The sequence below is a fragment of the Cellulophaga baltica genome, assembly GCF_900102165.1.
Classification (GTDB): domain Bacteria; phylum Bacteroidota; class Bacteroidia; order Flavobacteriales; family Flavobacteriaceae; genus Cellulophaga; species Cellulophaga baltica.
Map to the genome: position 1 here is coordinate 101,197 of NZ_FNBD01000004.1, position 21,975 is coordinate 123,171.

At 34.0% G+C, this 21,975-nt stretch carries 16 protein-coding genes; 7 read left to right on the forward strand and 9 right to left on the reverse strand.

Annotation, left to right across the window (positions count from 1 at the left end):
* Positions 1-26: 26 nt before the first annotated feature.
* The 4 genes from BLQ19_RS08240 to BLQ19_RS08255 all read right to left on the reverse strand — a co-directional run bounded on the left by BLQ19_RS08240 (position 27) and on the right by BLQ19_RS08255 (position 4,019).
* Positions 27-662 (reverse strand): DUF937 domain-containing protein, encoded by a 636-nt coding sequence (locus BLQ19_RS08240; RefSeq protein WP_024481274.1) that lies wholly within the window; start codon positions 660-662, stop codon positions 27-29.
* 79 nt (positions 663-741) lie between these two features.
* The gene (locus BLQ19_RS08245) at positions 742-1,692 is read right to left on the reverse strand and encodes a D-2-hydroxyacid dehydrogenase (protein WP_024481273.1); all 951 of its coding nucleotides are present in this window, start codon (positions 1,690-1,692) and stop codon (positions 742-744) included.
* A 63-nt stretch (positions 1,693-1,755) separates the two neighbouring features.
* On the reverse strand, positions 1,756-2,820 hold the full coding sequence (serC, locus tag BLQ19_RS08250) for a 3-phosphoserine/phosphohydroxythreonine transaminase (RefSeq protein ID WP_024481272.1): 1,065 nt from the start codon (positions 2,818-2,820) through the stop codon (positions 1,756-1,758).
* 131 nt (positions 2,821-2,951) lie between these two features.
* Positions 2,952-4,019 (reverse strand): acyl-CoA reductase, encoded by a 1,068-nt coding sequence (locus tag BLQ19_RS08255; RefSeq protein ID WP_139150221.1) that lies wholly within the window; start codon positions 4,017-4,019, stop codon positions 2,952-2,954.
* A 106-nt stretch (positions 4,020-4,125) separates the two neighbouring features.
* Between BLQ19_RS08255 and BLQ19_RS08260 the strand changes: the two genes are divergently transcribed.
* Positions 4,126-4,479 (forward strand): 4Fe-4S dicluster domain-containing protein, encoded by a 354-nt coding sequence (locus BLQ19_RS08260; RefSeq protein ID WP_024481270.1) that lies wholly within the window; start codon positions 4,126-4,128, stop codon positions 4,477-4,479.
* A 134-nt stretch (positions 4,480-4,613) separates the two neighbouring features.
* On the opposite strand, the gene BLQ19_RS08265 is transcribed toward BLQ19_RS08260, so the two are convergent.
* The 4 genes from BLQ19_RS08265 to BLQ19_RS08280 all read right to left on the reverse strand — a co-directional run bounded on the left by BLQ19_RS08265 (position 4,614) and on the right by BLQ19_RS08280 (position 12,225).
* A complete protein-coding gene (locus BLQ19_RS08265; protein WP_074538019.1) occupies positions 4,614-7,460 on the reverse strand; it encodes a TonB-dependent receptor in 2,847 nt (948 codons plus the stop codon).
* Between the two features lie 117 nt (positions 7,461-7,577).
* Entirely contained in the window at positions 7,578-10,535 is a 2,958-nt protein-coding gene (locus BLQ19_RS08270) for a TonB-dependent receptor (RefSeq protein WP_074538020.1), read from the reverse strand.
* A 23-nt stretch (positions 10,536-10,558) separates the two neighbouring features.
* Entirely contained in the window at positions 10,559-11,560 is a 1,002-nt protein-coding gene (locus tag BLQ19_RS08275) for a FecR family protein (RefSeq protein WP_074538021.1), read from the reverse strand.
* A gap of 89 nt (positions 11,561-11,649) precedes the next feature.
* Complete coding sequence (locus BLQ19_RS08280) at positions 11,650-12,225, reverse strand: RNA polymerase sigma factor (protein ID WP_029449651.1); 576 nt, start codon at positions 12,223-12,225, stop codon at positions 11,650-11,652.
* A 211-nt stretch (positions 12,226-12,436) separates the two neighbouring features.
* Here BLQ19_RS08280 and ychF point away from each other — a divergent pair, with 211 nt between their 5' ends.
* From ychF to BLQ19_RS08310, 6 genes are all read left to right on the forward strand, one after another.
* On the forward strand, positions 12,437-13,531 hold the full coding sequence (gene ychF, locus BLQ19_RS08285) for a redox-regulated ATPase YchF (protein WP_024481265.1): 1,095 nt from the start codon (positions 12,437-12,439) through the stop codon (positions 13,529-13,531).
* Between the two features lie 76 nt (positions 13,532-13,607).
* The gene (locus BLQ19_RS08290) at positions 13,608-14,516 is read left to right on the forward strand and encodes a DMT family transporter (RefSeq protein WP_074538022.1); all 909 of its coding nucleotides are present in this window, start codon (positions 13,608-13,610) and stop codon (positions 14,514-14,516) included.
* 181 nt (positions 14,517-14,697) lie between these two features.
* Positions 14,698-16,554, forward strand: coding sequence for a DNA topoisomerase IV subunit B (locus BLQ19_RS08295; RefSeq protein ID WP_024481263.1), 1,857 nt, complete (start codon positions 14,698-14,700; stop codon positions 16,552-16,554).
* Between the two features lie 31 nt (positions 16,555-16,585).
* Complete coding sequence (locus BLQ19_RS08300) at positions 16,586-19,252, forward strand: DNA gyrase/topoisomerase IV subunit A (protein ID WP_074538023.1); 2,667 nt, start codon at positions 16,586-16,588, stop codon at positions 19,250-19,252.
* Positions 19,253-19,263: 11 nt separating this feature from the next.
* The gene (mscL, locus tag BLQ19_RS08305; protein WP_024481261.1) at positions 19,264-19,689 is read left to right on the forward strand and encodes a large conductance mechanosensitive channel protein MscL; all 426 of its coding nucleotides are present in this window, start codon (positions 19,264-19,266) and stop codon (positions 19,687-19,689) included.
* A gap of 76 nt (positions 19,690-19,765) precedes the next feature.
* Positions 19,766-20,725 carry a sterol desaturase family protein gene (locus BLQ19_RS08310; protein WP_074538024.1) on the forward strand — a complete coding sequence of 320 codons (960 nt, stop codon included), beginning with the start codon at positions 19,766-19,768 and terminating at the stop codon, positions 20,723-20,725.
* Positions 20,726-21,585: 860 nt separating this feature from the next.
* Here the strand turns inward: BLQ19_RS08310 and BLQ19_RS08320 are convergent.
* The gene (locus BLQ19_RS08320) at positions 21,586-21,945 is read right to left on the reverse strand and encodes a hypothetical protein (protein WP_024481258.1); all 360 of its coding nucleotides are present in this window, start codon (positions 21,943-21,945) and stop codon (positions 21,586-21,588) included.
* Positions 21,946-21,975: the final 30 nt, after the last annotated feature.

Sequence of the window (21,975 nt, forward strand, 5' to 3'; positions counted from 1 at the left end):
TTTTTTAAAATTGTGTTTAAAGGTATTTATTTTCCGAAAAGTCCTCCTAAAAGACCTCCGATACCACCTTTTTTGCCACTAGATCCCATGACCATTCCTGCAACATCATCCAAGATACTACCATCGCCATCTGCATCAAGTAAAGAAGTAATTAAACTTTGATTCTCTTGAGGTTGACCGCCAAGCATTCCGCCTAATAAAGCGTTCATACCACTAGCATCACTAACATTATTTTGAGAAGTTTGTTTTGACAAGAATCCCATCAAAATTGGAGCTGCTATTTTTAAAATATTACCAACAGACCCAGCATCTACGCCAGCTTTTTGGCTTATAGCACTCTCAACACTTTCTTGTTTAGAACCTAAAAGGTGACCTAGAATTCCAGCACCGTCATTGGTGACAGCATCATCAACTCCACCACCAAATAAACCACCTAGGTTATCTAGTATGCTTCCGTCATGTTTTCCTCCTTGTAAAGCACTCATTAATCCTTGTGCGCCTTCTGGTGTAGAGACATTCTTTTTCATAGCGCCTAATAGCAATGGCATGGCCATACTAAGTACGCTTGCAGTTTTTCCTTCTGATTCTCCGGTTTGACCTGCAACACCGCTAATTAATTGTTGACCCATTGGGCCACTTAATAAATCTAATAATCCTGACATTTTATAGTTTTGGTTTTTTTATTTTCTCTAATTTACAAAAAAGAAGTAAATTCTTTCTAATTTGTTAAGAAAAAGGTTGTTATTTTAACAATGCACTAATTTTAGTTGCTAGTTCAACACCAATTCTGTCTTGAGCTTCCTTAGTAGCTGCACCAATATGTGGTGTTAACGAAATATCAGGGTGCATTAGTATTTTTATTTCAGGTTTTGGTTCAGATTCGTACACATCTAAACCTGCAAAGGCAACTTTACGTGATTCCATAGCATCAATCAAAGCTACTTCATCTAATGCTCCACCACGTGCGGTGTTGATGATACCAACCCCATCTTTCATTAAGCTGAATTCATTCTTGCCAATTACATATGCTGTTTGTTTAGGCACATGCAAGGTTATAAAATCTGCTGATTTTAAAACGTCTTCTTTACTATTGTTCTTTAAATGGAAATCTAAGATTTGCCCGTCATAAAATTTTAAAGAGACAGTTGTTTCATCAATTTCAGAATCGTGATAAAGTACTTTCATACCAACACCCAATGCTATTTTTGCAGTAGCTTGTCCAATTTTTCCGAAACCGATAATTCCTAAAGTTTTTCCTCGTAGTTCCGAACCGCTTGAATAGTCCTTTTTAAGGTCTTTAAAACGGCTATCACCATCAAGAGGCATATTCCTGTTTGAATCATATAAAAAACGAACTGCGCCGTATAAATGAGCAAAAACCAACTCAGCAACAGATTCAGAAGAAGCTTCAGGAGTATTTATAACGTGTACTCCTTTTTCTTTAGCATAAGCAACATCTATATTATCCATGCCAACACCACCACGGCCAATTAACTTAAGACTTGGGCATTGATCAATAATATCTTTTCTTACTTCAGTTGCACTGCGTACAAGCAGCGCTGCAATTGTATGTTTATTTATGTAATCTATAAGTTGATTCTGTGCAACGTTTACCGTTAAAACTTCAAAGCCATTTGATTTCAATGCATCAATTCCAGCTTGAGAAATTCCATCGTTTGCTAATATTCTCATGTTCAATTTTTATAATTTTAAAAGATTAAATATTCTATTTATGGAAGTATTTAATCTTTTTATCTACGCTTTTCTTTCCATTTCACTCATTACATCTACTAATACGCCAACGCTCTCTAGAGTTAAGGCATTATACATAGATGCTCTGTAGCCACCTATTGATCTATGTCCATTAATTCCACTAATACCAGCTTCTTTCCAAGCAGCGTCAAAAGCAGGTTTTAATTTTTCATCCGTAATACTAAAAGTTGCATTCATTGTAGATCTATCTTCTATATTAGCATATCCCTTAAATAAAGGGTTTAAATCAATTTCAGAATATAGCAATTGTGCTTTTTTGTTGTTAATTTCTTCTATAACAGATATACCGCCTATACCTTTTAACCATTCTAATGTTAACATAGAGACGTAAATAGGAAATACTGCAGGAGTATTAAACATACTTTCTTTGGCAATACTAACTTGGTAATCTAAAATAGAAGGAATTTTACGCGTTACTTTCCCTAAAATATCTTCTTTAATAACAACTAACTCTGTTCCTGCGGGTCCCATATTTTTTTGAGCACCAGCATAAATTAAATCAAATTGAGAGAAATCTATTTGTTTAGAAAAAATATCAGAACTCATGTCACAAACCAAAGGAACATTTACTTTTGGAAATGTTTTCATTTGAGTTCCGTAAATGGTATTGTTAGAGGTTACGTGCAAGTAATCTAAATCATTAGGAACACCAAATATTTTTGGAATATGGTTATAGTTTTCATTTTTAGAAGAAGCCACTTCAACTACTTCTCCGAAAAATTTAGCTTCTTTGATAGCGTTATTCGCCCAAGTACCTGTATTTAAATAGCCAGCTTTAGTTTCCAATAAGTTGTAAGCCACACGTACAAACTCCATACTAGCTCCTCCTTGTAAAAATAAAGCTTTATACCCTTTACCTTCTAAACCTAGTAATTCTAAGGCAAGCGATCTAGCATTTTCCATGATCTCCACAAACTCTTTACTTCTGTGAGACATCTCTATAAGAGACAATCCTGAACCATTATAGTCTTGTACAGCTTCAGAGGCTTTTAATAACACTTCTTGTGGTAATATACACGGTCCTGCGCTAAAATTATGCTTTTTCATTTGTGTTTTGTTTATTTTGATTTTTGGTCTTATAGGACCTTGACTAATTAATAAAAAATATTCTTAAAAAGAATTTTAAGTTGACAAAGGTTGTAAAATTTATGCGAATTAAAGCGAATTATTCAAAAATTCTAAGAGTTTCTTAACAAGAAGGCTATGGTATCAACATTATCTGCATAGTCTGTTAATTGTGGGTTTTGTGTGTTTCCAAATTTGATTTCAGAATCAAACAAATTATGAGAAACAATACATTGAATTTTTTCTTGATCCCCGATTATTTTTTCTTTTAATACTTCTAAATTTTCATATTCTTCATAAAATAAAGAAGCAATAGGAGAGGAGTAACTTTCATCTTTCTTTAGGATTAAAAATCCGTTTTCTAAGAGTTTAAAGTTACTCATAAGGTATACCGCTTTATTATAATCATAATTATTGGCATACTTTACTTGTTCTATAATAGGGTGAAAATCATATAAAGATTCAAATAATAAATCGAAGTTATAGCCCTTAGGAACAAAAAGTTTGGAGACACTTCTGCATCCTAATCCGTAATAAAGAAAAATATCATCTCCCAAAGCTTTCAATTGTTCAGGAGATTCCTTTCCTGTTAACAAGGCTACAGAATTTCTATTTCTACGAATTATATATGGCTTATCTTTGAAATAATGTTCAAAATAGCGTGCGGTATTATTACTTCCGGTGGCAATAACAGCATCAAAATCAGAAAGTTTATTGGTTTCAAAATTTATGAAACCTTTTAATTCTGGAGCCAATGAAACTAGGATCTCCGCAACCTGCGGCAATAAGATATTATCATTTGAAGATAACTTTATTAATGCTTTATTTCCTGTTAGTAAAACACAAAGAACATCATGAAACCCTACTAATGGAATATTACCCGCTAAAATAAGAGCAATGGTTTTAGGAGATTTATCTTGTTGGAAGCGATAAGGGGCAAGCCAAGTATTTAAGTGTACTTCTGTAAGAGCATTTGCCCAACTATTGAAGCTAAAAAGTATGTTTTTGCGAGTAAACCATCCATTTTTATGTTTTGCTAATGCTATTTTATCTTCTAAAGCATTAAAAGATGGAATGGAATGTTCAAGCTTACCTTGCAGATTGTTAGTAGAATCGCAAAATTCTCTAAAAAAAGTACCAAGTTTAACAAAAGCTTTAATTCGTTGTGTATGGTCTGTCATTATATTTGTATAGGATTGTATTAGGTTTTACCTTTGTGCAAAAGTATTGATACTGAAATAAATTCAATATAAATACTGGAATTAATTCAGAAAAGAAAAAGAAAATATGGCAATTATAATAACTGATGAGTGTATAAATTGCGGAGCATGCGAACCAGAATGCCCAAATACAGCAATATATGAAGGCGCTGACGAATGGCGTTATAGTGACGGAACCTCTTTAAAAGGTCAGGTGGTTTTACCTAACGGTAAAGAAGTTGACGCGGACGATGTTCAAGAGCCAATAAGTGATGAAGTGTATTATATATCTCCTGATAAATGTACAGAATGTATGGGCTTTCATGAAGAACCACAGTGTGCTGCGGTTTGTCCTGTAGATTGTTGTGTACCAGATGATGATCATGTGGAGACAGAAGAAGTTTTATTAGAAAAGCAAAAATTTATGCACCCAGAGGGGTAGTATACGTTTAAGATAAAAAAAGCCCGAACTACAGTATGTAGTTCGGGCTTTTTTTATGCAAGTATTATTAATAACATAGTTCTAATAAAAAAAGCTACCGGTTAAGGTAGCTTTTCAGGTTGACTAATTACTAATTAAAACCTATAGTTAATGGATAAGTTTAGCATAGTTCCTAATTGACTAAAATGGTAACCATCATAAGTCATTTGTGAGTATCGTTGATTGAATGTAATTAAATCAGATTGATTTTTAATTGCAGTCTGACCACTAGACGTTATAGTTGTGTCGTCTATGATTGCCTGACCTGCAGCATTTTCAGCTTTGAAAGACCATTCTGGTAATATATTAAATAAGTTGTTGATGTTAAATGCAATAGTTAACTTCTCTGTTGCATTAAAATTAATACCTAAATCACTTACAATTTTTGGTGTAAATTCAGTTCTTAAATTTTCATCTAAACCTTGTTGCTTAAAGGTAGTTTTACCAAAATAAGTGTTGTTAAAAGAAAAACCAAATTTGTTGATTTCATAGTTTGCACCAAGAATCCACTTAGTTTCTGGTCTAGAGGTAAAGAATAAGGCTTCTTGGGTTGCATTAACAACAGATTGACCTGATTCTGCAACTAAGGCGATATCTTTAACAGCTCCATCTCTTTCGTTCTGAATGGTGTAATTTCCAGATAAATTTAAATCTAAATTACCATTACCAATTTCAATGTTCTTTTTGCTAAGTACCACATCTAAACCAGAAGTTTTTGTGTCTATAGCATTAGAAAAGAAACTTACATCAGATAAATTATTATCTCTTAAGATATCATCTAAAGCGGTCGTACCAATATTATTTCCGTCGTTATCAAAAGCTGTTCCTCCTATTTCTGAACCTAAAACAATACGGTCTTTTACGGCAATATTATAATAATCAACAGTGAAACTAAAATTATTAGCAAGTTTTCCACCAAAACCAACAGTAAAATTGTTAGAAGTTTCAGCATCTAGTTGAGGAATACCTAAAAGCTTCGCTTGTGTAGAGACATTATTAATTAGCCCCCCCACTTGAATCCCTTGTCCAGGTACAAAACTATATTGTGCTTTTTGTGTATAAATTTGGTGTAGGGTAGGTGCTCTAAATCCAGAAGAGATGGAAGCTCTAGCGGTAAGTTGATCCGTTAATTTTAAACGAGAACTAAACTTATAGACAAATGTATTTCCAAAATCAGAATAATTTTCTGTTCTAATGGTACCACTTAATAAAAATGCATCAGTTACGTCATAATCTAAAGATAAATAACCCCCAAAATTGTAACGGTTGAATTTTCCTGAATTCTCAGGACTATTTCCTGCAAATGAATCTGCACCACCACCATCATAAGAAGCTAATTCTCCCTCAATTACTTCAAAAGTTTCAGCTCTAAATTCGGCTCCAATACCAATACTTACTTTATCGGATAATAATCTAGAAATATCAATATTTCCTACATTATGTGAAAATTTTGTACCTCCTGGATCAAAAGATTGTTGACTGTTTTCTCTGTATAGTTGAGATCCTTCTGTGATTTCCCCGTCATCTACTGTACCATTACCGTTTGCATCAACCCATGTAGATGGAGAATACACAACGTTTCTATTGTGTGTATCACTTACCGTATAAGTTTGAGAATTACCACCAGTGGTAAAGCTTGCATCAATATTCCAATCGTTCTTAGTTGTTTTAAAGCCAATAGTTCCATTATAATCACTTAATAAACCTTCAAAAGTAGGTACATAGCCATCATAACCATTTTCTGTAGTTGGATTATCTCCAGGAAAGAAATCTGCTAGATAAGGAAACCCAGTATTTTCATCAAGAGTTCTCCAATAAGGTGTTCTGTAATTCGCAAAACTATTTACTTTTTTATAGACATATGCTGCATTTGCATATAATTTAGTGTTTTCGCTTAAATCATAGCCCATATTCATTTCAAACTTAGCTGCAGCAGTTTCAGGAGAACCATTAATATTTCCTGCATCTGGTTTACGATCTAAAAATTCTTGAACAAAACCTAAATCAGCTCCAAAACCTAGATCGCCATCAGCTTCACCTAAAGCACTTACGGTTCCTGGTCTGTTAGACTGATTAAGTTTAGATAAATCTATAGTGTAGTTGATAAAACCTTTATCCTCATTAATAGTAGAACCGTTATTTACCGAAACACCAAACATTTCGCCATCTCCTTCAGTAGTAATTCCTGTTCTAATTGTTGCAGAACCTTCAGTAGGACTATCTTTAAGAATGATGTTCATAACACCAGCAATTGCATCAGAACCATATTGAGCAGATGCACCATCACGTAAAATTTCAACTCTCTTAATCGCATCTTGAGGAATTGCAGAGATATCAGCTCCTGTTTCACCACGGCCTGGAGAGGTTTGCGTGTATAATAAGGCACTTAAATTTTTACGCTTTCCATTAATTAATATTAATGTTCTAGAAGGTCCCATATTTCTAATTTCATAGGGATCTAATAAAGAAGTTGCATCATTTACAGGAGTTTGTACCGTATTAAAAGATGGTATTTTGTACTGTAACGCTTTATCAAATGAAGCTTGGCCGGTAGATGTTAAATCTTTAGCACCGATAACATCAACAGGTAATGCACTATCTACATTACTTCTTGGAGCTGTTCTTGATCCTACAACAACAAATTCATCTAATTGATTACCTTCAGATAAAGTTACATTGATGGTGGTTTGACCTCCAATTTTCTTCTCTTTGGTTTCAAAACCAATGTAACTAAATACTAAGGTTCCGTCACTAGGTGCTTCGATGGTGTAGTTCCCATCAAAGTCTGTAGTAGTTCCATTCGTAGACCCTTTAACAACAATATTGGCTCCCGCTAGTGGAATACCATCACCGTCTTTCACGGTTCCTTTTACTTCGCTTTGCGAGAAAAGGCTTGTAACACTAAAAATTAGTGTTAGTAATAATAAATTAGTCAATTTCATAAATAGTGATTTTAAAGATTAATTAGTAATTAAGGTATATCTCGTGTGAGAAAGATATTAAATTGTAATTATGTATAGGAATTTTATGTATTATTAAATCATAAAATTCTTACTTTGTTAGAATTTGAAATTTAAGCCAGCTCTTATTGTGGTGCCATTGAAACCAAATTGATTGACCTCCCAAGGATATTTAAAACGTCCACCCAAGTCAGTAACGACATCTCCTTTTGTAATAATTTCATCAGGGTAAACATTGAGTAAGTTGTTTACTCCTATGTTGGCACTTATCTTGCTAGACAAATTATAATTAAGGATTAGATCCGTAATAATTTTACCAGAGAAAGTTTGGTCTTTATCAATATCGATGGCATGTTGCCATGTTACTTCGCCGAAATAAGTATTGTTAAATACAACGGTAAGTTCTTTTATGGTGTAATCTAATCCTAATAGGACCTTAGACTTAGGTCTAGCGGAAATAATTCTAGACTCTTCTTTTCTATTGAATACGTCATAATTATTTTGTGCTAAAAGGGTAGGAGTGTTAATCTCTCCGTCAATTTTAGTTTCATTAAAATTAGCAGAAAGAGTTGTATTTAAATAACCTTCGCCCAAAGAGATATTTTTGTAGGAAGCTACTAAATCTACTCCGTTGGTAGTCGTATTTACGGCATTAACGAAAAATTTAAGACTAGTAATAGAGTTATTTATTAATATTTGCTCTACAGGGTTGGTACTTGTGTTATCCCCATCAAATCCTATTTCTCCTGTAAAAAGGACTCTGTCATCCATTTTTACATTATAATAATCTAATGCTACAGTGAAATCATTTGCTATTTTATAAGTAAGACCTGCTGAAATATTTTTAGAGGTCTCTGCAGTTAATTGTGGTACTCCTAAACCATCACGTATTACGGGATCCACATTATTAAATGTACCTTGGTTAGATATGGTATTTCCAGAAACCAATGTTTGTACATTGCTTAAGTATATTTGGTGTAGAGAAGGAGCTCTAAATCCTGTACTGTAAGATGCCCTAATAGCGCCTTTGCTATCTCCTAATAAATACCTAGAGCTTACTTTCCAAGAGCTATTACTGCCAAAATCGCTAAAATCTTCAAACCTGATAGCTCCTCCTATCAAAAAGGCTTCCGTGATATCCCATTCTAAATCTCCATAGATGCCAAAATTATTTCTATTAGCAATAACGGCATTGGAGGGCTGTAGGCCAGGGAATGATTGTGCTCCTCCTGAAATGTATGATGCAGACTCTCCTGCCTTAGCAGTAAAGCGTTCTTTTCTAACCTCCGCACCAAAAGCCATATTCAAATCACCAAAACCTCTAGAGAAATCTAAATTGCTTAAGGTGTTACTAAAGGTATAGGCGCCGACATCAAATGAAGTAGGGCTATTAGCTCCTAAAGCAGGGTTTAAACTATTGCTTACGGTATAATCTACAGCATTTCTACCATAGGTTCCGCTTAAATCTACATTAAAGCCTAAAAACTTGGTTTTCACCCCGACTGTTACATTATTGTCTCTTATATCAGTTTCAAATGACGGTTGAAAACCATCATAAATTTCGTTTTCATCATGAAGTAGATTAAATGGGTCGCCCACCCAATATGGAGCTCTATATAGAGCAAAGCTTTTACCTGTTCTATAAGTAAGTCCTCCAAAAGTATAGAACTCACCGGTGTCATTTCCGAAGGGAACGCCAGCGTTGAAAAATACATCGGCATTTTTCATTTCTGGCTGACCAATAGTCATTCCTAAATCAGGATTTTCCACGAGCCAATCTCCCCATGTAGGATCATTTGCCGCAACTCCAAACAAAGAATCTTCTCCAGGTGTTCCTGCTCTATTGGTCGATTCTTGTTGATAGTATCCCAACGTAAAATTTAGATATCCGCCATTGTCACCTAAGTTTATAGAGGAATTCAGATCTGCACCAATATTAAAGCCATCTCCTTCTGTGGTTATTCCTGTGTTAACGTTTACAGTAGTGTACTCTACGTTTTTCTTTAAAACCATATTTATTATACCAGCTATGGCATCAGAACCATATTGTGCAGAGGCTCCGTCCCGTAAAACTTCTACACGTTCTATTGCTGCGGAAGGTATACTTTTTAAATCGACACCAACTTCCCCTTTTCCAGGAGTATCATTTATATAGACTAAAGCACTTTGGTTTTTTCGTTTTCCATTTACCAATACCAAAGTTCTACTAGGGCCTAATCCTCGCAAATCAGCAGGGTCAAAGTGTGCAGTGGCATCGGAAACAGTTTGGTTTGTGGAGTTAAAAGAGGGTACTTTATAGGTAAGCATCTTATCTACGGTAGGCTGTCCTGTACTTCTAAGTTCAGAAACTCCAATGTTATCTATAGGTACGGCAGATTCAATTGCTGTTCTAGGTTTAGAACGATTACCTACCATAATAATCTCATCTAATTGCTCTCCTTCGTTTAAACTTACATTTATAGTGTTTCTTCCGGCTATTTTCTGTTCTGTGGTATTGTATCCAATATAGCTAAAAACTAGCGTAGCATTATCACTAACGGTAAGCGTATAATTCCCGTCAAAATCTGTTGTGGTTCCATTTGTGGTTCCTTTTTCAACAATATTAGCACCAGCTAAAGGAATACCGTCTTGATCTATAATTTTTCCTGAAACGGAATTTTGAATCTCTAAAAAACTTAATGAAGTGTGGATGTCTTTTGAAGTACCAACTTGTACTTTTTCAAGAATACTTCGTCTTACCTTTTTTCCGTAAACAGCATAATACTTATTACCAAGATATTCAAAATCAAAACTAGTCTTCTCTTCAAGCTTATTTAAAATTTTATCTAAACGATTATAATTGTACTCTTCCGGATTTAGTGAAGATCCAGAAAGTGCATCAGGATTATACGTAAAATAAACTGTGTGTTTTTTGCTTACTTCATCTAGAAAAGTGACTAAGGCTACTTTTGCATTTTCACTTTCTAATGTAATAGGTTCATTTGCAGTAACATATTTTATGTGCGCTACTAGAAAAATGAATAGAAGCAGTGTTTTAATTGGAGTTCTCCCGTTCATATTAGTGAATTTAATTAGTGAATTTAATTAGTGATAATTAGTAAGTTGTCGTCTATATGGTCTATTTTGATTCCTGCAGATTTCTCTATAGCTTTAATGCAGATGTTCAAATTTCCGTTGGGTATACCGCCTGTAAGCATTATTTTCTTTGACTTTTCATCTTTAAATTCTGTAGTTACGCCATAAGAATTTTCTAAGTAATGCATCACCTCAAGTAATGAGATGTTATTAAAAACAAACGTTTCTTCTCTCCAGAAAGAATAGTCAAGCTTAGAATTTATGATTTCATGCGAGAAAAGATCACTTTTATTGGAATATGTGGCAATCTCACCAGGTTTCATTTTTTTTCGTGACCCATTTTTTAATTCTAATTGAATAGATCCCTCATCTAGTAATACTTTTGTTTTTTCGTCTCTCGTATTCACATTAAAATGTGTCCCGAAAACTTCTACCTTAAGATCATTAGTGGTTACCCAAAATTTAGCTTTAGTAGAGGGTTTAGATTTTACCTTGAAATAAGCTTCACCTTGTAGCATAACATTCCTAGGATTTTCAATTTCATATTGTAATTCTGAATTGCCATTTAAAACAACAGTGGTACCATCAGATAGTGTTAAATTGATGGTTTCTCCAAAACCAGTTTTTTGAACTACATAAGTTTTGTTTTCTTGAAAATTATAAAATACGATAAGTAGGGTTGCTATAAAAAAGCCAACAGCTGCTAAAATGTATTTAGAGGCGGTTGATTTTTTTCTAGGAATATCTGTTATGGTATTGTTTGTGTTTATTTTAGATAATACGTCGTTAAGTTTATTTTCAATAAATTCTGGTTCAAGAGTATTATCCTTAAAATTGATTCCTAAAATAATATCTCGAGCAGTGAATACAGTTTCTGCGTAATCAGAATTAACATCAATCCATTTATTCCAAAATGTCACATCATTCCTATTTCTTTTGTACACCCAATTTTTAAATGAAGTGTCTTCCAAAAGATTCTCTAATAGATGTTGTTTGCTTTCTTCCATGCTTTAATTTGTATAACCAATTATGCCGTTATATGTATAAAGAGAGAGGAGGGTGAATTTTATACCCTATTAAATTGAAAAAAAATGAATTATTTTTTCAAAATAGCTGAAAGCATATTGTTTTCAATGGTTTTTCTGATTTTTGAAAAAGCTTTTTGAAGTGTATTTAAAACACTTTGATAAGAAATATCCATAGTACTGGCAATTTCAGACATAGATAAAGCTCCATAATACTTTAAATAAATAACTTCTCTTTCTCTAGGAGCAAGTGTGTTTAAGATTAAAGTTATAGAACTTGTTTGTGCAAAAGAAATTTCTTGATGAATTTTTAGCTCTTCGGGTGAAAATTCAAAATTAGATGAATTTTGAGTATCCGAATTCAAGTCCGTAAAATTACGTTCTTTTTTAAGTGCGCTGAATAGTGTTCTTCTAAAAGAGATAAATAGGTAGGCTTTGATGTTTTTGACTTCCCCAATGGTATTTCTGTTTTCATACAGGTAGACGAAAAAGCCTTGAAGGCAATCTTCTGTTACACAGGTGTTGCTACACAGTTTTATGCCGTAATTATATAAAGGTGAGTAGTATTTTTTAAATAGTAAAGAAAAGGCATTAGTATCCCCTTGTAAAAATAAGGACCATATAATTTCTTCATTATTTAAAGACATAAACTTTATTTGATAGATTTTAAATGTATGACAATAAAGTTAATTAAAGGTTAAATTAATAAAATAATTGAATAATTATTGATTTTTAATACTTTACATTAAAGAATGTTCAGTTTTCTGTTGTTTTCATTTAATTTTCTTTAGTTTGATTCGTGTTGCAGATATTTATAAGGTAAAGATTATATTTGCATCTTCTTAAAATAGAGAATTGATGAAAGCAGGAATCGTAGGATTGCCAAACGTGGGAAAATCCACGCTATTTAATTGTTTGTCGAATGCAAAGGCACAAAGTGCAAATTTTCCATTTTGTACTATAGAACCCAATATAGGTGTGGTGAATGTTCCTGATCCTAGGTTACAAAAATTAGAAGAGTTAGTAAATCCAGAACGCGTATTGCCTGCTACAGTTGATATTGTAGATATTGCGGGATTAGTAAAAGGAGCAAGTAAAGGAGAAGGTTTAGGAAATCAGTTCTTAGGCAATATCCGCGAAACAGATGCTATTTTGCATGTGTTGCGTTGTTTTGATAATGATAATATAGTACATGTTGATGGATCTGTAGACCCTATTAGGGATAAGGAAACTATTGATATGGAGTTGCAGTTAAAGGATTTGGAAACTGTAGATAAAAAACTTGAAAAAGTAAAAAGAGCAGCTAAAACAGGTAATAAGGACGCTCAGAAAGAAGAAGCTGTCTTGTTGGCTATAAAAAAAGGACTTGAGGAAGGTACTTCGGTTAGAGCAATCACAATTTCTAAAGAAGATCATAAAGAGTTTGTGCATCCTTTACAGTTTATTACAGATAAGCCAGTAATGTATGTTTGTAATGTAGATGAGGAAAGTGCCGTAGAAGGTAATGCTTACGTTGATAAAGTAAAATCGGCGGTAGCGCATGAAAATGCAGAAGTTATTTTCTTAGCGGTAGGTACAGAAGCAGACATTACAGAATTAGAAACCTATGAAGAACGTCAAATGTTTTTAGAAGATTTGGGGTTGTCAGAACCTGGGTCAGGTAAATTAATACGTGGAGCGTATAAACTCTTGAATTTAGAGACTTATTTTACAGCTGGTGTTAAAGAAGTTCGGGCTTGGACTATTCCTGTAGGGGCTACTGCGCCTCAGGCTGCGGGAGTTATTCATACTGATTTTGAGAAAGGATTTATCCGTGCAGAAGTTATCGCTTATGATGATTATGTGGCTCATGGTAGTGAAGCCAAAGTAAAGGAGGCAGGAAAGATGCGTGTTGAGGGTAAAGAATATATTGTTAAAGATGGGGATGTAATGCACTTTAGATTTAATGTGTAAGAACTCATTTTTGGGTGTCGTATTTTGGTAGCTTAAGCAGGTTTAAAATAGTATCATCTCTTTTAAATTTGTTTAGATGTTTAAGAATTCATCGGCAACAAGTTTAGGAATTATATTTGCCATTTTAGGTGTAGTCCTTTTTTCTGCTAAAGCGGTAATTGTAAAACTTGCCTATCAATATAAAGTAGACTATCTAACACTTCTGCTCCTAAGAATGGTATTTTCCTTTCCATTTTATTTGGTAATAGCACTTTGGAAAAAACCAGCACAACCAGAAATAATCAAGAAACGTGATTGGTTCTGGTTGTTCTTTTTTGGTTTTATTGGGTATTATTTAGCTAGTTTGTTTGATTTTATGGGGCTCCAATATATTAAAGCAGGTCTAGAGCGCATTATACTTTTTGTGTACCCTACTATTGTCGTACTAATTTCTTGGTTAGTTTTTAAAAAGAAGCTCAGTAGAAATCAATTTTTAGCACTTTTAATCACCTATTCAGGTGTTGTTGTTGCGTTTTGGGATGAGATAGGCTTAAAAGGAGAAGGTTCAATTTTAGGAGGTTTTTTGATTTTATTAAGTGCTATTACCTATGCATCTTACCTTGTGGGTAGCGGGTGGTTAATTCCAAAATTTGGAGCGCTTCAGTTTACCTCTTATGCCATGATTGTTTCAACTACAATTGTGGTGTTCCATTTTTTGATAGCAGGAAATTATACTCTTTTTGAGTATCCTAAAGAAGTGTATTATTTAGGGCTTTCAATGGCTATTTTTTGCACCTTGATACCTTCGTTTTTAGTTTCGGCCGCAATTGATAGGCTAGGGGCGTCAACGTTTTCTATGTTCGGTAGTTTGGGACCGGTAGCTACAATTTTGCTGGCATTTGCTTTTTTAGATGAACGAGTTACATTCTTGCAGGCAATAGGGATGTGTATCGTTCTTTTTGGTGTAACTTTGGTAGCAATCCAAAAACGTAAAAAAATAAAGTAGTCCAAAATTGTCTACTTTAGAAAACTATGAGGTAAAACCTTTAAAAAATAGTTGAATGATCATGAAATTTTAGCATTATCAGCAAAAAGTATTTTGCTATTGTTGATTACTTTCGTTTCAGGATGTTTCATCTTTCAATTACACTTGTTATATTAGCAACACTTTCGAAGAAATCCCAAACATGTCAGAAAATACACAATACACAGAAGATAATATCCGTTCACTCGATTGGAAAGAACATATTCGTATGCGTCCTGGTATGTATATTGGAAAGCTAGGAGATGGTTCTTCTGCAGATGATGGTATTTATATTTTACTTAAAGAAGTTGTAGATAATTGTATTGATGAATTTGTAATGGGCTCTGGTAGAACCATTGATATTACTATAAAAGATAATTTAGTATCTGTCCGGGATTACGGTCGTGGTATTCCATTGGGTAAAGTTGTAGATGTTGTGTCTAAAATGAATACCGGTGGTAAGTATGATTCTCGAGCATTTAAAAAATCGGTAGGATTAAATGGGGTAGGTACTAAAGCAGTAAATGCGCTTTCTACCTTTTTTAAAGTAGAGTCCTCAAGGGATAGTCAATTAAAGACGGCAGAATTTCATCAAGGAAATTTAGTTCAAGAAGAAGGTCCAAATGACACTTCAAAAAGAAAAGGAACCAAAGTATCTTTTATTCCTGATGAAATTATTTTCAAAAAATATAAGTACAGGAATGAGTATATAGAACGTATGCTTAAAAACTATGTGTATCTAAATCCTGGATTAACGATAGTTTTTAATGGTGAAAAGTTTCACTCCGAAAATGGATTGAAGGACCTTTTGGAGGATAATAACAATATGGAAGACATGTTGTATCCTATTATCCATTTAAAAGGTGATGACATAGAAGTGGCTATTACACATAGTAAAACACAATATAGTGAAGAGTATCATTCCTTTGTAAACGGGCAGCATACAACGCAGGGGGGTACCCATCAATCGGCATTTAGAGAAGCAATTGCGAAGACTATTCGTGACTTTTATGGCAAAAGTTATGATGCTTCAGATATCCGAAAGTCTATTGTTTCGGCGATTGCTATTAAAGTAATGGAGCCTGTCTTTGAAAGTCAGACTAAAACTAAGTTGGGTTCTACTGATATGGGGGGTGAATTTCCTACCGTAAGAACCTATATAAATGATTTTATAGGAACCAAATTAGATAACTATTTACATAAGAATCCTGATACGGCAGAAAAGCTACAGCGTAAAATTATGCAGGCAGAGAAAGAGCGTAAAGATCTTTCGGGGATTCGAAAATTAGCTAGAGATAGAGCTAAGAAGTCTAATTTGCACAATAAAAAGTTGCGTGATTGTCGTGTACACTTAGGTGATATTAAAAATACGCGTTATTTAGAAAGTACATTATTTATCACGGAGGGAGATTCTGCATCAGGATCAATAACAAAATCCAGAGACGTAAATACACAAGCAGTATTTAGTCTTAGAGGTAAGCCTTTGAACTCATACGGCATGAGTAAAAAAATTGTGTATGAGAATGAAGAGTTCAATTTATTGCAAGCGGCATTAAATATTGAAGATTCGATGGAGGATTTGAGATACAACAAAATTGTAATAGCAACAGATGCCGATGTTGATGGTATGCACATTCGTTTGCTGTTAATTACATTCTTCCTGCAGTTCTTCCCTGAATTGATAAAAGAGAATCACCTTTATATTTTACAAACCCCATTATTTAGAGTTAGAAATAAGAAGCAAACATTTTATTGCTACAGTCCAGAGGAGAAAAAAGCAGCAATGGAAGCATTGTCTGGCAAACCAGAAATTACCCGATTTAAGGGATTGGGTGAAATTTCTCCAGATGAATTCAAACACTTTATTGGTGAGGATATTCGTTTAGAACCTGTAATGTTAGATAAGACCATGTCTATAGAGTCCCTACTGGAGTTTTATATGGGTAAAAATACACCAGACCGCCAAAAATTTATTATAGAAAATCTTAAAGTAGAGTTAGACCTTATTGAGGATAACTAATTATAAACCAAAATAATACGATTCTTTCTGCATGGAAGAGAATGAAGAGCTTAACGAAGAACATTTAGAGCCTCAAGATCATCAAGAGAACAGTCAAGATTCCCTAACTAAAGTTACAGGAATGTATAAAGATTGGTTCTTAGATTATGCTTCTTATGTAATTTTAGAGCGTGCAGTGCCAGCAATTGAAGATGGTTTTAAGCCAGTTCAAAGGCGTATTATGCATGCCTTAAAAGAATTAGATGACGGCCGTTATAATAAAGTAGCAAATGTGGTAGGGCACACGATGCAGTATCACCCACATGGTGATGCTAGTATTGCAGATGCTATGGTGCAAATTGGACAAAAAGATTTGTTGATAGATACTCAAGGTAACTGGGGTAATATTTTAACAGGAGATAGTGCGGCGGCATCTCGTTATATTGAAGCACGATTATCAAAATTTGCCTTGGAAGTTGTTTTTAGCCCTAAGATTACTGAATGGCAATCTTCCTATGACGGTCGTAAAAAAGAGCCTACTAATTTACCCGTTAAGTTTCCCTTGCTATTAGCGCAAGGTGCAGAGGGTATTGCTGTTGGCTTGTCTACCAAAGTATTGCCGCATAACTTTATAGAATTGATAGATTCGTCTATTAAACATTTAAAAGGTCAGAAATTTACTATTTACCCAGACTTTCCAACATCGGGAATTATAGATGTTAGTAATTATAATGATGGTATAAGAGGTGGTAAGATACGGGTTAGAGCAAAAATTTCTCAATTAGACAAAAGTACGCTGGTTATTAATGAGATACCTTATGGTACTAATACCTCTTCTTTAATAGATTCTATCTTAAAAGCTAATGAAAAGGGCAAAATAAAGATTCGTAAAATTGAAGATAATACTGCTGCAGATGTAGAAATTCTAATTCATTTACCTTCTGGCTTGTCACCAGATAAAACCATAGATGCCTTATATGCTTTTACAGCATGTGAATCTTCAATATCTCCTTTAGGGTGTATTATTGAAGATAATAAGCCTTTGTTTATTGGGGTTACAGAAATGTTGCAGCGTTCTACGGATTATACGGTAGAATTGCTAAGAGCAGAGCTAGAGGTGCAACTAAGAGAACTTGAGGAGCAGTGGCACTTTGCTTCTTTAGAGCGAATTTTTATAGAAAACCGAATTTACCGCGATATAGAGGAGCAGGAAACTTGGGAAGGTGTTATTAAGGCTATTGATGATGGTTTAAAACCACATATAAAGCATTTAAAACGTGCTGTTACCGAAGAAGATATTGCGCGTTTAACGGAAATTAGAATAAAACGTATTTCTAAATTTGATATTGATAAAGCGCAGCAGCTTATAGATAGTTTAGAAGAAAGAATTGCTGAAGTAAAAAATAATTTGGAGCATATTATTGAATTTGCTATTGATTATTTCAAAAACTTAAAAACAAAATACGGTAAGGATAGAGAACGTAAGTCGGAAATTAGAATTTTTGACGATATAGAAGCTACTAAGGTGGTGATTAGAAATACGAAGCTGTACGTTAATCGAGAAGAAGGTTTTATAGGAACTTCTTTGAAGCGTGATGAGTATGTGGCGGAGTGTAGTGATATTGACGATATCATTGTTATGACTAAAGCAGGAGAGATGATGATCACAAAGGTTGATTCTAAGACCTTTGTAGGTAAAAATATCATTCATGCTGCTATATTTAAGAAAAAAGATAAGCGCACCATTTACAATATGGTGTATAAGGATGGTAAAGGTGGTCCTAGTTATATTAAAAGATTTTATGTGACGGGTGTTACGCGTGATAAAATGTATGACTTAACAAATGGCAGTGCCAACTCTGATGTGTTGTACTTTTCTGAAAATCCTAATGGAGAAGCAGAGGTGATTTCGGTATTATTACGCCAAGCGGGTAGTATTAAGAAATTAAAGTGGGATATAGATTTTGCTGATGTACTAATAAAAGGTAGGGCATCAAAAGGAAATATTGTTACAAAATACCCTGTAAAGCGTATTGAGTTGAAAGAGAAAGGTGTTTCTACATTGAAACCACGTAAAATTTGGTTTGATGATGTGGTAAGACGTTTAAATGTTGATGGCAGGGGTGAACTTTTAGGAGAGTTTAGGGGAGAAGATAGACTTCTTGTAGTAACTCAAAAAGGATATGTGAAAACCTTTTTGCCGGAAATGACGACGCACTTTGATGAGGACATGATTGTTTTAGAGAAGTGGATTCCCAATAAGCCTTTATCTTCTATTTATTATGAAGGTGAAAAAGACCGGTATTACATCAAGCGTTTCTTGGTCGAAAATGAAAATAAGGACGAATTGTTTATTTCTGAACATCCAAAATCTGTTTTAGAAATTGTTTCTACAGATTGGCGTCCGGTATTTGAAATTGAGTTTTCAAAACCTAGAGGCAAGGAACAAAAACCGAATCAAACTATTGATGTAGAAGATTTTATAGCGGTTAAGGGAATAAAAGCTTTAGGTAATCAGGTAACTGCAGAAAAGATAAAGAATGTAGATGCGTTAGAGCCTTTAGAGTATAGTAGTCCTGAGGCTCCTGAAGAAAAGGAATCTAAACTGATTGATGGAAATTCTGAAGAAGGACAAACGGATTCTGATGCACAGGTGTCAAAATCTAATGATGATACGGATAAAGAGGGTGATTCCAATTCTCAAGCAACCTTATTTTAAAACCGATTATTTTGAAGAAGTTTTTTCAAGAGTTTAAAAGTTTTGCTATTAAAGGTAATTTAATAGATATTGCTGTTGGGGTTATCATAGGAGCCGCTTTTAATAACGTGGTTAATGTGCTGGTGAAAAAGATTTTAATGCCACCGCTTTCATTGTTAACAGAAGGGGTTAACCTTCATGAGAAGAAGTATGTTTTAAGGCAGGCTACTGAGGTAAGTGCAGAAGTAGCAATTGGTTATGGGGAGTTGGTAGAAGTGTTAATTGACTTTGTAATTGTTGCATTTACCATTTTTGTTGTGGTAAAGGGGTTTAATAGATTTAAAACTAAAGCCCAGGATCCTAAAAATAAAAACGTAGAAACACCTCGGGAAATAGAACTTTTATCGAATCTGGAAAAGCTTATGCAGGAACAAAATGAGCTGCTAAAGAAAAAGTAATTCGGTAAATTAAAATGTTAAACAAAGTGTGCATTCACTAGGAATAGTGGTATTTTTGAAAAATTAAAATTTTTAAATGGAATTAACGAATCCTTTAGTGTACGGTGCGCCGTGCTTTATTATCTTTATTTTATTAGAACTTACGTATAGCAAAAACCATGATGAGCTTCATGATTTATATGATTGGAAAGACCTTTTTGCAAGTGGTTTTATGGGTGTTGGTTCCGCTATTCTGGCGGCACTTCTAAAAGTTGTTTCGGCGATTGTAATTTTTACCTATGTGTTTGAGTTGTTTAATCCAGAGGTAAATGGTAAAAACATAAATATTCTTGGATATGAGTCGTTCAAGTATGTTTGGTATGTATGGTTGCTTTGTCAATTAGCAGATGATTTTACGTATTATTGGTTTCATAGAGCTAATCATGAGATAAGAATACTGTGGGCAGCTCATATTGTTCACCATTCTTCAGATAACTTTAACTTGGGTACTGCGGTTCGTAATGGTTGGTTTACACTTTTATATAAGCCATTATTTTATATGTGGATGCCAGCAATTGGTTTTAGGCCAGAAATGGTAGTTTTTTGTTTAGGGATAGAAGCGTTATGGCAATTTCAGCTTCATACAGTTTTGCTTCCGAAACTTGGTATTTTTGAAAAATTTATGAATACGCATACAATGCATCAAGTGCATCATGCACAGAATGTGGAGTATTTAGATAAAAACCACGGTGGGTTTTTAAATATTTTTGATAGAATGTTTGGTACATGGTTGCCTTTAGATGATAGTATTGACGTTAAATACGGTGTTATTCATGCACCTAGTTCTAACAATCCAATTGTTATTCTTACACATGAGTTTAAGGATATTTGGACAGATATGAAGAAATCTCCAAAATTATCGCATAAGCTTATGTATATATTTGGCCCTCCAGGTTGGAGTCACGATGGAAGTACATTAACAGTTAAACAGCAACAGCGCTTGTTTAAGGACCATGAGCGTAAAAATCCAGAGGTTGCTTACAGTCGGCCTAATTAAGTAGTTTTAAGTATAAAATATAAAAAACTTACACGGTATCGTGTAAGTTTTTTTTTATTCAATGATGAATGATTTTTTTAAATAGCTTAATTAAATATGCTACCAATATGATTTTAAGACTTCTATTGGTGGAGTTTGTTATGAAAGATGCTTGGATAGCTTTGGAGGATATGAAAATTCCGTCTGAAAGTCTTGGCGTCTTTAGGTCCCTTTCTTATAATTCAATTTTAGGACTAGAAGTCCAAATGTCATTTTTAGTGTTGTAGCTAAAAATTTGAATGCCTCTGTCTTTATGAGTTTTGATTTTTCATAAATCACTATTAATAAAAGTTATATAACACAAATCACCTTCCGTATCTTACCATTGTCAATAAAAAAATAACGGTACGGGCTCTTGGTGGACTGAGGTTATGTTAGATTCTTCGTTCTCTAAACGAAAATCATAGGGTTTTATGAGTTTTTCAGAGCATAGGTAGTATATTGGTTAATGAAAGTCAAATCCAGCCTTATTTGAGCTAAAAAGCACCTCTAAGCTTCTTTTATTACGTATTGAAGGTAGGGCTCATAGTTTAATGGTATTGCATCCTTAATTGAAATGGCGGCAATAAAAGTGTGGATGGTAAAAGTGATTACCAAAACCTATCTTTTAATAATCGATAACGTATACATATTTGTTCACGGTTTTAGTGAAAGCCTTACTGAGTTAAATGCGACTGAGCATTTGATTACATTAACTTCATGTAGCTTTTGAATCGTAATTAAAAAGTGAAAAAATTAGCTACACGCTTCATGTGCAAGTGATTAATTAATTGAAGGCTTTACTTTTAGTGTTGGAGAACTAATACGTGAAAATATAATAATTAGTTCCTTACCGCAGTCCCTTTAGATTTCTGGCTTTTGCCCACAATACCATATTCGAATAAATAGGAGTTTTTAGTGGTAGAAAGTATTTTGTAATGAATGGGAGTTTTTTGATCACTTGGGTTTAAAATAAACTCACAATCATTCAACCATCTAACAGTGGCGGTGTCTACTTTGTTGTCATACCGTTCAATGCTGTAGGCATCAGTTCTTGTAAATGAGCTGACCTTTTTCTCTCCGTTTACAGTGTATTCAAAAGTGAAGTCGCCTGTTTTAAATGATTTGCAATCGCGTTCTGGCTGGTAGCAAGCGCTTAAAACGATACATAAGACTAGGCCTAATAAAATTCGTGTTCCCATAGGTGCAAATTAAAGAAATTTTGTTGGGAT